Origin of the sequence: Bradyrhizobium australafricanum, assembly GCF_020329495.1 — a bacterium.
Taxonomy (GTDB): domain Bacteria; phylum Pseudomonadota; class Alphaproteobacteria; order Rhizobiales; family Xanthobacteraceae; genus Bradyrhizobium; species Bradyrhizobium australafricanum.
Genome location: NZ_JAGKJL010000012.1, coordinates 30,673 through 42,654 on the forward strand (window position 1 = coordinate 30,673; position 11,982 = coordinate 42,654).

Genomic DNA, 11,982 nt, shown 5'->3' on the forward strand with positions numbered 1-11,982 from the left:
GTAACTCCTGTAGCTCACTCCTGCGAACGAGCGCAGGTAAGCGGAAAGCAGCGGTATAGCAGGGGATTTGACGCCTGCAATCCGGCAATATCAAGAAAATGGGCCTCCGGCCGCGCGGATTTGAACAAGGCTCGGCTGCAGGCGACGCCACGGATCGTTGCGACGCTGCCGATCATCGTCTAACGTCCGGCCTCCGTTTTCCGCCATCGCGCGATCCGCAAGGTTCATGTTTTCCCGTCTCCTGTTTTTCGTGGCGTTGCTTCTGATCCCGGGCGTGTTGCGGGCGGAAGACACACCGGTCCAGAAGGCCGGATTTGCGAAAAAGCTGACCATCTATCTCGCCCATGGGCCGGCGAACGCCTGCGGCGCCGGCTGCGATCGCTGGATCGCGATCGAAGGCGAGATCGATCGGGAAGCCGCGCAGCGGATTCGCACCTTCCTGTTTGCCAACAACAAGGACAGGCAGCTTCCGATCTACCTTCATTCGCCGGGCGGAAACGTCGAGCAGTCCTATGGGATCGCGCGGTTCCTGCGCGCGCACAAGGCAATCGCCCGGGTCGGCCGTACCATCGTGCCGGCCTGTTCCACAGGCACGCAGATCGACGCCGCCTGCCTGAAGATCAAGGCTGCCAAGGGTGAGGTCGAGGCCGAGCTCACCACGCGCAACGCGATGTGCGTCTCGGCCTGCGCCTATCTGTTCCTGGGCGCGACCAGCCGCGAAGTGGCGCCCGATTCGGTGCTCGCGGTGCATAACTCCAAGCTGATGTTCGTCGTCCACGGGCATCCGCCTGCGCAGGTCGTCGCGGACTTCAGGCGGCGCGAGATGGTGAGCGCCGATCGCGACCGCAATGTATTCCTCGCGGCGATGGGCATCAGCCATGAGCTCAGCGACCTCATCAAGTCCGTGAAGTTCGAGGACCTGCACGTGCTGACGCGGCCGGAGCTCTATCGATTCGGCATCGATATGCGGCCGCTGCCGGAAACCCTGTGGGCGGTGGAGAAGGAGACACGGCCCTATGTTCGCAAGATCGTGCAGCAGAAAAGGGCCGACGGCAGCGCGTTCCGCATGATGGAGTGGCGGCTGTTCTGCGAGAGCAAGGATCGCGGGCGGCTGATGTTCGTGCGCGAGTTCGAGGAGGGGGCAGCCGGCAAGGGCACGGTGCTGATGATGGCCGGCGCGACCAAGACCGTTGCATTCGGCAGGTCGGCGCGGTTCGGCAAATACGAGGTCTGGAGCGAGGCGGTGACCTCGGACATCGTCAAGGCGATGCTCGCGGCCCCGCATCTGCAGATCGGCGAAGGCCTGCTGGCAGCCGACGCCAAGCTCGACGTCAAGTCTGACGCCAAGTCGGACGTCAAATCCGACACCAAGTCCGGCCTTGCGACATTCGATATCGGCACCATCGGACTGGAGCAGGGGTGGACGCAGCTTCTGGCATCATGCCCGGCGGCGACCGCGGGTCCGAAGCCTGCGAGCCCATTGCCGGCCGCGGTGTCGCCGAGCGTCAGTGCGGTGCCGGCGGCATCGCCGTCGCCATGAGCGCAAGAGGCGCCGTTCGATCAGGTGTCATGCATTTAGATGCAGTTGCATCGATCTCGGCGTCTGCTAACACCGCGGCGTGAAACGCTTCGCTCCCACCGCATTGATGCTCGGCAACATCGTCACCGGCTGCTCGGTGCTGGCGCCGGCCGGCATGCTGGCGGAGTTGTCCGACGGACTCGGCGTCACGATCCACACTGCGGGTCTCCTGATCACCTTCGGCGCGATCGTGCTGTGCGTGGGCTCGCCGGTGACGGCGTGGCTGACCAGCCGGATCGAGCGGCGGGCGCTGCTGACGGCGACGCTGCTGGTGCTGACGCTGACCAATGCGGCTTCCGCCTTCGTGCCGAACTACGACAACCTCCTGATCATTCGGCTGGTGATGCTTGCGGTCGGCGTGCTCTACACGCCGCAGGCGGCGGGCACCGCGGCACTGATCGTGCCGGTGGAGAAGCGCGGCAGCACGATTGCCTACATCTTCCTCGGCTGGTCGCTCGCCGCCGCGATCGGGCTGCCGCTGATCACCTTCATCGCGAGCCGCTACGGCTTTCGCGCGACCTACGGCGCGATCGCGCTGACCGGGCTTGTGAGCTCCCTGCTGCTATGGTGGCGGCTGCCAGGCGGACTGCACGGCGCGCCGGTTGACCTCCGAACCTGGGTCGATCTCGGCCGCAATCCGATGGTCATTCTGCTGCTGTCGATCACGACGCTGCAGATGTCCGGCCAGTTCGTGGTGTTCACCTTCATGGGGCCGCTGCTCGCCAAACTGACCGGCGCCAATGCGGACGCCGTCGGGATCGTGTTCGCGCTCTACGGCATCTTCGGGTTCGTCGGCATCGTGATCGCAACGCGCGTGGTGGATTCCTGGGGCGCCTGGAAGACTTCGGTCCTGTTCACCGTGCTGCTGCTCGCCGGCGTCGCCGGCTGGGCGCTGAGCGCCGGCGCCTACGCCCTGATGGCCGCCTCCGTCGCGGTGTGGGGCCTCGGCTTTGCGTCGACCAATTCGATGCAGCAGGTACGCCTGGTCGGTGCGGCGCCGGCGCTCGCTTCGGCGTCGGTCTCGCTCAATACCTCGGTGCTGTATATCGGCCAGGCCATCGGCTCCGCGATCGGTGGCTTGCTGTTCGCCCGCGAATGGCTGCACAGCGCGGGCTTCGTGGCCACGGCCTTCGTCGCGGCGGCGCTCGCGGTCGTGGTCGTCACGCGGCCGCGACGGACGGCCGCCACCGCCGCGGCCGAGTGAACGGTTGGCTTTCACGCTTGTGTTCGCGAGAGCATCCCAAGCAACGATCCGCGTGAGGAACATCCTGGAGCTCGACTGCGCGTCACCACCTCACGCTTTGGCTGGGCACGATGAACGCCGTCGTGCTCGGCTTGGTCGGATTGTGGGTGAAGTAGCCGTAGGCGGCGACGATCACGACGAGCAAGGCAAGCACGGCCAGCAAGTCGATCTGCCGGGGATCATGACCGTTGTGGCTGATTTTCCAGCGCATTGTTGTTTCCTCCCCAAAGGGGCAACGAAACAATGCGCCAACTATCGCCACAGTTCCGCCGGGCAGCAATGCGCGCCGCGCTTGGACGTGCCCCAGCAATCGATCAATTGTCGTTGACGCCGCGTCAGCCGTCGTTGACGCCGCGCCAGCGGCCATAGCGCCAGGGCAGGTACCAGCGTGCCCCGGGCGGCTTCGTCAGCGGGACATTATCGATCCCGGATGTTCCCCAGGGCTGGCAGCGCAGCAGCCGCGCCAGCGTCATCCAGCCGCCGCCCCACAGGCCGAAGCGTTCGATCGCCTCGTCGCCATAGACCGAGCAGGTCGGCAGATGCCGGCAGTTGTAGCCGACCAGCGGCGACAGCGTGTGCCGGTAGATCCAGATCAGGGCGCGGCCGAGGTTGCGCGGCAAGCGGCGCATGGTGCTGGCACAGTCCATGCATCGTGGATGGTGTGTCGTTGAATGGTCTGTCGGCGGCATACGCAAGTATGTACGTAGTCTTGCGGGGGTTCCAAGCCAAGGAACTGTTTTGTTGCAGATATTTACGCCACAGTTCGTTATTATTGCACAGCACCGATGGCGCTGCAGCAAGGGCTCTATGGACGGTCCGGGTCAGCAACGCTACCGTTCCCATAACGCGCCGCTGACAGAATCGTGGCGCATTGCCATGGGGCCATTGCCACCGCTCGCATCACCAAGGGCTTGGGGGAAGGAACCAAATTGAGGCTCGTCAAGTCGCTCTCGTTGCGCAGTTGGGCGCTTACCGGCGCCGTTGCTCTTTGCTTCGCGGTTTCCGGCACCGCCGCCATGGCGGGCGGTTCCGCGCAGGCCAATTCGACTCTCGAAGAGCGCAAGCTGCCGATGAAGTTCAGCTGGATCGCCTGCCAGCCGAATTGCCGGGGCTGGGTGTCCGCGGTCGGCATCATCACGGCCGATAGTCCGAGGGAATTCGACGAGTTCGCGCGCGGCCGCCAGCTCAACGGCGCCACCGTCGTGCTCGATTCCAGCGGCGGCTCGGTCAACGACGCGATCGCGCTCGGCCGCCGCTTCCGCGGTCTCGGCGTGCTGACCACGGTCGGCACCAGCGTCGTCAATCAGGCCGCGCAGGGCGGCCGCGCGAGCGTTCTGCCGGATGCCTATTGCGAGTCGATGTGCGTGTTCCTGCTGTTGTCGGGCAAGACGCGCTACGTTCCGCCGGCCGCCCATGTCCGCGTGCATCAGATCTGGATGGGCGATCGCGCCGACGACGCCAAGGCCGCGAGCTACACCGCGCAGGACCTGATGATCGTCGAGCGCGATATCGGCCGTCTTGCCAAGTACACCTTCGACATGGGCGGCGCGGGTGATCTGCTGGCGCTCTCGCTCAGCGTGCCGCCGTGGGAAGACCTGCACGAATTGTCGGCGGCCGAATTGCGGCTGACCAATCTCATCACCACCGATGCGGTTGCCGACGTGCTGCCGCGGCAGGACAACACCAAGGACAACGCAATTCCCGTCGCCGAGGCGAAGCCGAAGAACAACGATCGCTTCTTGAGCAGCGCGATGGAGGGCGAGGCGTCGCAGGCGGCGCGGGCGACCAAGACTGCCGAGGTCGTGGTGCCGACCGGCGGCAGCGCAGCGCCGGCGCCGGTCCAGCCCGCGCAGTAAGCTTCGTCTCGTTCGTGGACGCGTAAGCGGACCCCTGATGCGCAATTGCGCGTCGGGGACCTCGACGTGGAATCTTACGCCGGCTGCTTTGCCTTGGCCTCGATCTGGCCGATCGCATCGACCACTGCATCGAAGGTCAGCAGGGTCGAGGCATGGCGGGCCTTGTAGTCGCGCACCGGCTCGAGCAGCGCGATATCGGCCCATTTGCCGCCCTGCGGGGGCTGGCCATTTTCCTTCAGCATCTTGCGGACCGTCTCGCGCAATTCGCGCAGCTCGTCCGCGGTCGAGCCCACCACCCGGCTCGCCATGATCGAGGAGGAGGCCTGGCCGAGCGCACAGGCCTTCACGTCATGGGCGAAGTCCGTCACCACGGGACCGTCCATCTTGAGGTCGACCTTGACGGTCGAACCGCACAATTTGGAGTGGGCGGTGGCGCTGGCGTCCGGGTCGGCCAGCCGTCCGAGGCGCGGAATATTGCCGGCCAACTCGATGATCCGCTTGTTGTAAATGTCGTTCAGCATGGGGACAGATGCCTGGTTCCGGCGGTGCCGGGCGCTCTTGGCGGCTGGGTTGCACCGTCCTATATATGGACGGCAACGCCGGAAACATAGCCCGGCCATGCAGCCACCGCGGCCCACCTCCGCCGCGGCGGTGCTACAATTGTGGGACTCAGGCGCCCGGCGGTCGAACCATCCGCCCCGTCTGCCCGGTGACACATCCGGACCAAGGTCAAATCCGAGGGCCGGTCGAACGGAGAAGACATGGACGCCTTGATCAAATCGATTCGCCCCAACAAGCCGGCCGACGCGAAGCCCGGCGAGCTCGACCCCTCAGAATTCATGACGGCGGCCGTCCGCGCCGACCAGCCGCGCCCGTCGCGGGCGGAGGCGGAGGACGCCGTGAAGACGCTGCTCGCCTATATCGGCGAGAACACCGGCCGCGAGGGCCTGCTCGACACGCCGCGCCGGGTCGTCGAGGCCTATGACGAGCTCTATCAGGGCTACCACCAGTGCCCGGCCGAGGTGCTGAACCGCACCTTCGGCGAGACCGCCGGCTACGACGATTTCGTCCTCGTCCGCGACATCGAGTTCACCTCGCAGTGCGAGCATCACATGATGCCGTTCTACGGCAAGGCGCATATTGCCTATACGCCGGTGGAGCGCGTCGTCGGCCTCTCCAAGCTGGCGCGGCTGACCGACATCTTCGCCCGCCGTCTGCAGACCCAGGAGCATCTCACCGCGCAGGTCGCGGCTGCGATCGACGAGGTGCTGAAGCCGCGCGGCGTTGCCGTGCTGATCGAGGCGGAGCATACCTGCATGTCGGTGCGCGGCGTTGCCAAGCATGGTGCATCGACCTTCACCAGCCGCTTCACTGGCATGTTCCGCGACAATCCGGCTGAGCAGCAGCGTTTCTTGTCCCTGGTGCGAGGACCGAACCGGTAACCTCGCATTTTCCTGAGCGAGGTTTTCCGTGTCCGCAGCGACCCACGATCACGACCGCGAGGAGGGGCTGGCCTTCCAGCCTAAATTCGACGCGGCAGGTCTTGTGACCTGTGTCGCGACCGATGCCGCGACTGGCGATGTGCTGATGGTCGCGCACATGAACGACGAGGCCCTGCGCAAGACGATCGCGACCGGCGAAGGCTGGTACTTCAGCCGTTCGCGCAATGCGCTGTGGCGCAAGGGCGAGAGCTCGGGCCAGACCCAGCGCGTGGTCGAGATCCGGATGGATTGCGATCAGGACGCGGTGTGGATCAAGGTCGAGCAGATCGGCGCTCCCTGCCACACCGGACGGCGATCCTGCTTCTATCGCGCGGTGAAGGACGAGGGTGGCAATGTCAGCCTGTCCTTTGTCGATGCCGATCGCATGTTCGATCCGGCGCAGGTCTATCGCAAATAGATCATTGATCTGAATCAAGTACAGCGCGGCGAAGTCGTGTACTTCGTTGCCCCCTGTTACGCCATGCGCAAGCCGTTGCGCACGGTCGTCTCCGGGGGTGAACTGTGGCGCATCGCCTGATACTGCTTGTTGGGTTTCTTGCCTGGGCTGTGTGGCCGATCGGCGCGGCGCAATCGCAAACGACCGAGCGTGCGCCCGATACCATGGCCGCGCGCGTCCTTGCCTGTGCGCCGTGTCACGGCGCCGAAGGCGAGGGCACCAGCGACGCCTATTTCCCGCGGCTGGCCGGCAAGCCGGCGGGCTATCTCTACAACCAGCTCATCGCATTCCGGGATGGACGGCGGAAATATCCGCCGATGAACTACCTGCTGGAGTTTCAGACCGACGATTACCTGAAGAAGATCGCCGAATATTTCGCCTCGCTCAGGCCGGCATTTCCGCCGCCGGTCCCGCCGGTCGACAGCAAGGAGATTCTGGCGCGCGGCGAGACGATCGTGAAGAACGGCGATCCGCAGCACGGCATTCCGCCCTGTTCAGCCTGCCATGGTCCCACATTGGGCGGCATGGAGCCCGGCATTCCCGGCCTGCTTGGCCTGCGCGCGGCCTATATCAGCGGCCAACTCGGGGGCTGGCGCTACGGTACGCGGACCGCGTTCGCTCCCGATTGCATGCAGGTCGTCGCGGGCCTGCTGACGGAGGACGACGTGAAGGCGGTGGCCGCCTACCTGTCGTCGCGTCCGGCGCCGGCGGATCCATCCTTCGCGCCGCGAGGCAGCCTTCCGATGCCGCTCGAATGCGGCAGCGAACCGCATTGAAGGGATCGTGCCGATGTCGCGAACCTTAACAGGACTGCTTGTCGGACTGATGCTGGCATTGTCGCCGATTGGAGCAGCGGCGCAGCAGAAGGCGGCCGATCCGGCCGTCGTCGCCAAGGGTGAGTATCTCGCACGCGCCGGCGATTGCATCGCCTGCCACACCGCGCGCGAAGGCAAGACCTTCGCCGGCGGCCTGCCGATGAAGACACCATTCGGCACGCTCTACACGTCGAACATCACGCCCGACCCGCAAACCGGGATCGGCACGTGGACTTCCGATCAGTTCTACCAGATGATGCACAATGGCCGCTTTCCCGATGGCGGCCTGGTCTATCCGGCGATGCCGTTCGCCTCCTATACCAAGGTGACGCGCGAGGACAGCGACGCGATCTACGCCTATTTGCGCACGGTGCCACCGGTCAGGCAGCTCAACAAGCCGCATGACCTGACATTCCCGTTCAACAACCGCTCGCTGATCCTCGGATGGCGCACGCTGTTCTTCAGGGATGGCGAGTTCAAGCCTGATCCGACGAAGTCGGCAGAGTGGAACAGGGGTAACTATCTGGTCGAGGGGCTGGGTCATTGCGGGATGTGCCACACCCCGATCAATGCGCTCGGCGGCAGCAAGCAGTCGCAGGCCTTCGAGGGCGGTCTGATCCCGATGCAGAACTGGTACGCGCCGTCGCTGACCTCCAACAAGGAGACTGGGCTCGGCGACTGGACGATCGAGGAGATCGTCGACTATCTGCGCAAGGGCGTGTCCGCCAAGGGCGCCGTGTACGGACCGATGGCCGAGGTCGTCTACAACAGCCTGCAATATCTCAATGATGATGATGCGCGCGCGATGGCGGTCTACCTGAAGGGCCTTGCGCAGGGCGGTCCTCCGGAGAAGGCGTCGACTTCGCTGCCGTCGGCCGAGAGCAGTCTGCTGCTGTCCTTCGGCAAGTCGATCTATGACCGCGACTGCGCAAGCTGTCATGGCGCGACCGGGCAGGGCATGCCGCCGGATTATCCGCCGCTTGCCGGCAATCAGTCGATCCAGATGGTCTCCGCGGTGAACCCGATCCGGATGGTGCTCAATGGCGGGTATCCGCCGGGCACGTCGGGCAATCCGATGCCCCACGGCATGCCGCCGTTCGCGCAGAAGCTGTCGGATGACGAGGTCGCGGCTGTCGTGACCTACATTCGAACGGCTTGGGGCAATCGCGGCGAGCCGGTGTCGGCGCGGCAGGCCAACGAACTGCGGGCAGCAACGCTGAACTAAAGCATGATCCGGAAAAGTGCGAAGCGGTTTTCCGAAACGATCATGCTCAAACAAAGGAGCTAAATCGCGATGACTAGTCAACCTCGTCTCGTCGCGCGTTAAGGGGAGCGCGATCATGATCAACTCGTCTTCGCCGCAACCGCCGGCATCGGGCTCGGAAGACGATGATGTCGAGACCATCGTACGCGCCGGTCCAGGTGGCGCGGTTGCGGTCGCGGGCATTGCGACGGCCGTCGTGGTCGGGTTGTGGTTTGCATTCTATCTGCTGGTCTTCCTGCCGCGGAGCGTTCCCTGATGGCGAGCGAGACCGATCACAGCCTCGGCGAGGCCGTTGCCGCACGGATCGAGCGGCGCTGGGCGACGCTGTCGATCGTCATTGTCGGCGTCCTGGTCGGCATGGCAACCTATATCGGCATCCATCAGGCGACGATGCCGCAGGGCCGGGTCGAAACCGCCGATCCCAAGACGCTGCATCTGTCGGGCGAATTCGTCGAGAGCAATCTCGGCAGCGAAATGCAGGCCGACGGATCGGTCACCGTGCGCGCGATCGGACAGCAATATTCCTTCACGCCGCAATGCATCGTGGTGCCCGCGGAGACGCCGATCACCTTCCGCGCCACCAGCGCCGATGTCGTCCACGGTTTCCTGATCGAAGGCACCAACATCAACACGATGCTGGTGCCGGGTTACGTCACGGACCTGCCGGTGCGCTTCAAGGCGCCGGGCGATCACGTGATGCCGTGCCAGGAATTCTGCGGCATCGGCCACCAGGGCATGTGGGGCAAGGTCAAGGTGGTCGACAAGGCTGCGTTCCGGGACATGGCGGCAGCGAAGCGGAGGCTGACCTGTGTTGATTAACAAGCGGCTGATCGCGGCGCATTTCTGGCTTGCCTTCATCGTGTTCGGCGTCGCGCTGGTGCTCGGTGCCTGGCAGATGTTCGTGCGCAGCCCGTTGAACGCCTGGCATTTCAATCCGGAATTCTACTATCGCTCGGTCACCGCCCATGGCTCGGCCATGGGATACGTATTCCCGACACTGATCGCGATGGGATTCGGTTACGCGATCACCGAAGCCTCGCTCGAGAAAGAGCTGGTTGGACGGCGCTGGGCCTGGGTGGGCTTCTTCCTGGTCGCCGTCGGCGCCGTTGTCGCGATGATTCCGGTGTCGCTCGGGCTCGCCTCGGTGCTCTACACCTTCTATCCGCCGATGGTCGGCAATCCCTTCTACTACATCGGCGTCGTCATGGTCGTGGTCGGCTCATGGATCTGGGTCGCGCTGATGGTGACCAATTTCGCGATCTGGAAGCGCGAGAACCCGGGCAAGCCGGTGCCGCTTGCGATGTATGCCAATGTCGCGGGCTCGTTGCTCTGGGGCTGGACCGCGGTCGGCGCGGCGCTTGAGATCCTGTTCCAGATCCTGCCCGTGGCGCTTGGGCTGAAGTCGACGATCGATGCGGGGCTGGCCCGCGTCTTCTTCTCCTGGACGCTGCACGCCATCGTCTATTTCTGGCTGATCCCGACCTACATCGCCTACTACACGATCTTCCCGCGCGCGATCGGCGGCCGGCTGTTCAGCGACGCGATGGCGCGGATTTCGTTCATCCTGTTCGTCGTGGTGGCGATGCCGATCGGCGTGCATCACCTGTTTGCCGACCCGCAGGTCGGCGCCGGATTCAAGTTCATGCACTCTGTGTTCACCGGCCTCGTCGCGCTGCCGACGCTGCTCACGGTGTTCACGATCTGCGCGTCGGCGGAGATCGCCAGCCGCCTGCGCGGCGGCCGCGGCGCCTTCGGCTGGGTCGGCGCGCTGCCGTGGTCCAATCCGATCATGCTGGCGACGGCGCTGTCGCTGGTCATGCTCGGCTTCGGAGGCGCCGGCGGTCTGATTAACATGAGCTATCAGCTCGACGCCACCGTGCACAACACGCAGTGGATCACCGGCCATTTCCACCTGATCTTCGGTGGCGCCATCGTCATCATGTATTTTGCCATCGCCTATGATCTGTGGCCGCATCTGACCGATCGGGCGCTGGACAGTTTTGGCCTGATGCGCACGCAGCTCTGGCTGTGGTTCATCGGCATGATCGTGACCACCTTCCCGTGGCACTATGTCGGTATTCTCGGCATGCCGCGCCGCATGGCCTATTATGACTATGCCAACCCGGCGATCTCGCCGCAGGCCTTGTCGGTCACGATGTCGGCAATCGGCGGATTCATCCTGTTGCTGTCGGGCCTGCTGTTCCTGCTGGTGCTGATCCGCGGGCAATTCGGCGCGCGGGGCGAGGCGGGAGCGTACCGCTTCGCGGTGCCGCTGCATATGCCGGCGCGGATTCCGGTCGCGCTCAACTCGTTCGGCCTGTGGCTCGCATTGATGGTCGGCCTCACCGTGGTGAACTATGGTTTCCCGATTGCGCAGCTGATGGCGCTGAACGAGACCAGCGTGCCCGCGGTCTATGTCGGAGCAGGCCGATGAGCGACCAGCCGCTGTTCTCGCTGCGCAATCCGTGGTTCGGCGCCAGCGTCGGCATCACGGTCGCCATCGCCGTGTTGTCGGCCGTCGCAGGTCTGATCTGGTTGCCGCTGGCGCAACCCAATTTGAAGCTTGCCGGCGTCTGGGATGCGATTTGCAGCGCGGCCGGCGTTCCGCGTGCCGCCGTGCAGGAGCCCGGCATCAAGCCGGATTTCAAGACGTCCAACGTCATCATGACGTCGGAGATGCTGACCAAAGTGAATCAGGTCTCGATCGGGCGGGGCGCAACGCTGGCGCAGCGCTGCGCGATCTGCCACGGACCGCAGGGCGTCAGCGACGCCCATTCACCGAACCTCGCCGGGCAATTTGCCGCGGTGACGTACAAGGAGCTGAACGACTTCAAGACCGGCGCGCGGGTCAGCGTGGTGATGAGCCCGTTCGCGGCGGCGATGAGCGATCAGGACATGAAGGACGTTGCGGCCTATTACGCCTATCTGCCGCGGGTGCCTTCGAACAATCTGGATGCCGGGCGTCCCGCGCCGGCGATCGTGGTGACGGGCGCCCCGATGCGCAACATCGCGCCTTGCGGCTCCTGCCACGGCGATGTCGACAACAAGGCGGGAAGCCCCTGGCTCGGTGGCCAGTCGGCGGTCTACATCAAGGCGCAGCTCGAGGCCTTTGCATCCGGGGCCCGCCGCAACGACATCAGCCAGCAGATGCGCAACATCGCGCGCCAGATGACGGCCGAGGAGATCGACCAGGTCGCGCACTACTACGAGGTCCTGCCCTGAGCCATTAACGCGCCATTAACCATAATTACGGCAGGTTGACGGGACATGGGTGCCGATTGCCGGCA

At 64.8% G+C, this 11,982-nt stretch carries 14 protein-coding genes; 11 read left to right on the plus strand and 3 right to left on the minus strand.

Features of this window, described 5'->3' with window-relative positions; translation table 11 throughout:
* The first annotated feature begins 226 nt into the window (after positions 1–226).
* Positions 227–1,540 carry a COG3904 family protein gene (locus J6525_RS13110; RefSeq protein ID WP_225644885.1) on the plus strand — a complete coding sequence of 438 codons (1,314 nt, stop codon included), beginning with the start codon at positions 227–229 and terminating at the stop codon, positions 1,538–1,540.
* Positions 1,541–1,646: 106 nt separating this feature from the next.
* Complete coding sequence (locus J6525_RS13115; protein ID WP_225645046.1) at positions 1,647–2,783, plus strand: MFS transporter; 1,137 nt, start codon at positions 1,647–1,649, stop codon at positions 2,781–2,783.
* An 82-nt stretch (positions 2,784–2,865) separates the two neighbouring features.
* On the opposite strand, the gene J6525_RS13120 is transcribed toward J6525_RS13115, so the two are convergent.
* The gene (locus J6525_RS13120) at positions 2,866–3,033 is read right to left on the minus strand and encodes a hypothetical protein (protein WP_176936853.1); all 168 of its coding nucleotides are present in this window, start codon (positions 3,031–3,033) and stop codon (positions 2,866–2,868) included.
* 124 nt (positions 3,034–3,157) lie between these two features.
* Complete coding sequence (gene yidD, locus J6525_RS13125) at positions 3,158–3,469, minus strand: membrane protein insertion efficiency factor YidD (RefSeq protein WP_038383247.1); 312 nt, start codon at positions 3,467–3,469, stop codon at positions 3,158–3,160.
* Between the two features lie 282 nt (positions 3,470–3,751).
* Here yidD and J6525_RS13130 point away from each other — a divergent pair, with 282 nt between their 5' ends.
* Positions 3,752–4,678: a COG3904 family protein gene (locus tag J6525_RS13130; protein WP_225644888.1), complete on the plus strand. Its 927-nt coding sequence runs from the start codon at positions 3,752–3,754 to the stop codon at positions 4,676–4,678.
* A 74-nt stretch (positions 4,679–4,752) separates the two neighbouring features.
* Here J6525_RS13130 and J6525_RS13135 read toward each other — a convergent pair whose 3' ends face one another.
* On the minus strand, positions 4,753–5,199 hold the full coding sequence (locus J6525_RS13135; protein WP_057019663.1) for an iron-sulfur cluster assembly scaffold protein: 447 nt from the start codon (positions 5,197–5,199) through the stop codon (positions 4,753–4,755).
* A 240-nt stretch (positions 5,200–5,439) separates the two neighbouring features.
* Here J6525_RS13135 and folE point away from each other — a divergent pair, with 240 nt between their 5' ends.
* The 8 genes from folE (at position 5,440) to J6525_RS13175 (ending at position 11,917) form a co-directional block, all read left to right on the plus strand.
* Complete coding sequence (folE, locus tag J6525_RS13140; protein WP_016843918.1) at positions 5,440–6,120, plus strand: GTP cyclohydrolase I FolE; 681 nt, start codon at positions 5,440–5,442, stop codon at positions 6,118–6,120.
* Between the two features lie 28 nt (positions 6,121–6,148).
* Entirely contained in the window at positions 6,149–6,577 is a 429-nt protein-coding gene (hisI, locus tag J6525_RS13145; protein WP_225644889.1) for a phosphoribosyl-AMP cyclohydrolase, read from the plus strand.
* A 203-nt stretch (positions 6,578–6,780) separates the two neighbouring features.
* Complete coding sequence (locus tag J6525_RS13150) at positions 6,781–7,392, plus strand: c-type cytochrome (protein ID WP_376708503.1); 612 nt, start codon at positions 6,781–6,783, stop codon at positions 7,390–7,392.
* A gap of 13 nt (positions 7,393–7,405) precedes the next feature.
* The gene (locus tag J6525_RS13155; protein WP_376708497.1) at positions 7,406–8,656 is read left to right on the plus strand and encodes a c-type cytochrome; all 1,251 of its coding nucleotides are present in this window, start codon (positions 7,406–7,408) and stop codon (positions 8,654–8,656) included.
* Positions 8,657–8,771: 115 nt separating this feature from the next.
* The gene (locus J6525_RS13160; protein WP_016843914.1) at positions 8,772–8,951 is read left to right on the plus strand and encodes a hypothetical protein; all 180 of its coding nucleotides are present in this window, start codon (positions 8,772–8,774) and stop codon (positions 8,949–8,951) included.
* On the plus strand, positions 8,951–9,514 hold the full coding sequence (locus J6525_RS13165; protein WP_225644891.1) for a cupredoxin domain-containing protein: 564 nt from the start codon (positions 8,951–8,953) through the stop codon (positions 9,512–9,514). Before J6525_RS13160 ends, J6525_RS13165 begins: the two co-directional genes overlap by 1 nt.
* Positions 9,504–11,129: a b(o/a)3-type cytochrome-c oxidase subunit 1 gene (locus J6525_RS13170; RefSeq protein ID WP_225644893.1), complete on the plus strand. Its 1,626-nt coding sequence runs from the start codon at positions 9,504–9,506 to the stop codon at positions 11,127–11,129. The genes J6525_RS13165 and J6525_RS13170 overlap by 11 nt, the downstream gene beginning before the upstream one ends.
* Complete coding sequence (locus J6525_RS13175) at positions 11,126–11,917, plus strand: c-type cytochrome (RefSeq protein ID WP_225644895.1); 792 nt, start codon at positions 11,126–11,128, stop codon at positions 11,915–11,917. Before J6525_RS13170 ends, J6525_RS13175 begins: the two co-directional genes overlap by 4 nt.
* The last annotated feature ends 65 nt before the right edge of the window (positions 11,918–11,982 follow it).

Bases quoted from the DNA above. Each gene is read 5' to 3' on its own strand.
- J6525_RS13175 (WP_225644895.1), top strand. From the start codon at position 11,126: ATGAGCGACCAGCCGCTGTTCTCGCTGCGCAATCCGTGGTTCGGCGCC.
- folE (WP_016843918.1), top strand. From the start codon at position 5,440: ATGGACGCCTTGATCAAATCGATTCGCCCCAACAAGCCGGCCGACGCG.
- J6525_RS13110 (WP_225644885.1), top strand. From the start codon at position 227: ATGTTTTCCCGTCTCCTGTTTTTCGTGGCGTTGCTTCTGATCCCGGGC.
- J6525_RS13120 (WP_176936853.1), bottom strand. From the start codon at position 3,033: ATGCGCTGGAAAATCAGCCACAACGGTCATGATCCCCGGCAGATCGAC.
- J6525_RS13115 (WP_225645046.1), top strand. From the start codon at position 1,647: ATGCTCGGCAACATCGTCACCGGCTGCTCGGTGCTGGCGCCGGCCGGC.
- J6525_RS13160 (WP_016843914.1), top strand. From the start codon at position 8,772: ATGATCAACTCGTCTTCGCCGCAACCGCCGGCATCGGGCTCGGAAGAC.
- yidD (WP_038383247.1), bottom strand. From the start codon at position 3,469: ATGGACTGTGCCAGCACCATGCGCCGCTTGCCGCGCAACCTCGGCCGC.
- J6525_RS13135 (WP_057019663.1), bottom strand. From the start codon at position 5,199: ATGCTGAACGACATTTACAACAAGCGGATCATCGAGTTGGCCGGCAAT.
- J6525_RS13165 (WP_225644891.1), top strand. From the start codon at position 8,951: ATGGCGAGCGAGACCGATCACAGCCTCGGCGAGGCCGTTGCCGCACGG.
- J6525_RS13155 (WP_376708497.1), top strand. From the start codon at position 7,406: ATGTCGCGAACCTTAACAGGACTGCTTGTCGGACTGATGCTGGCATTG.
- J6525_RS13150 (WP_376708503.1), top strand. From the start codon at position 6,781: ATGGCCGCGCGCGTCCTTGCCTGTGCGCCGTGTCACGGCGCCGAAGGC.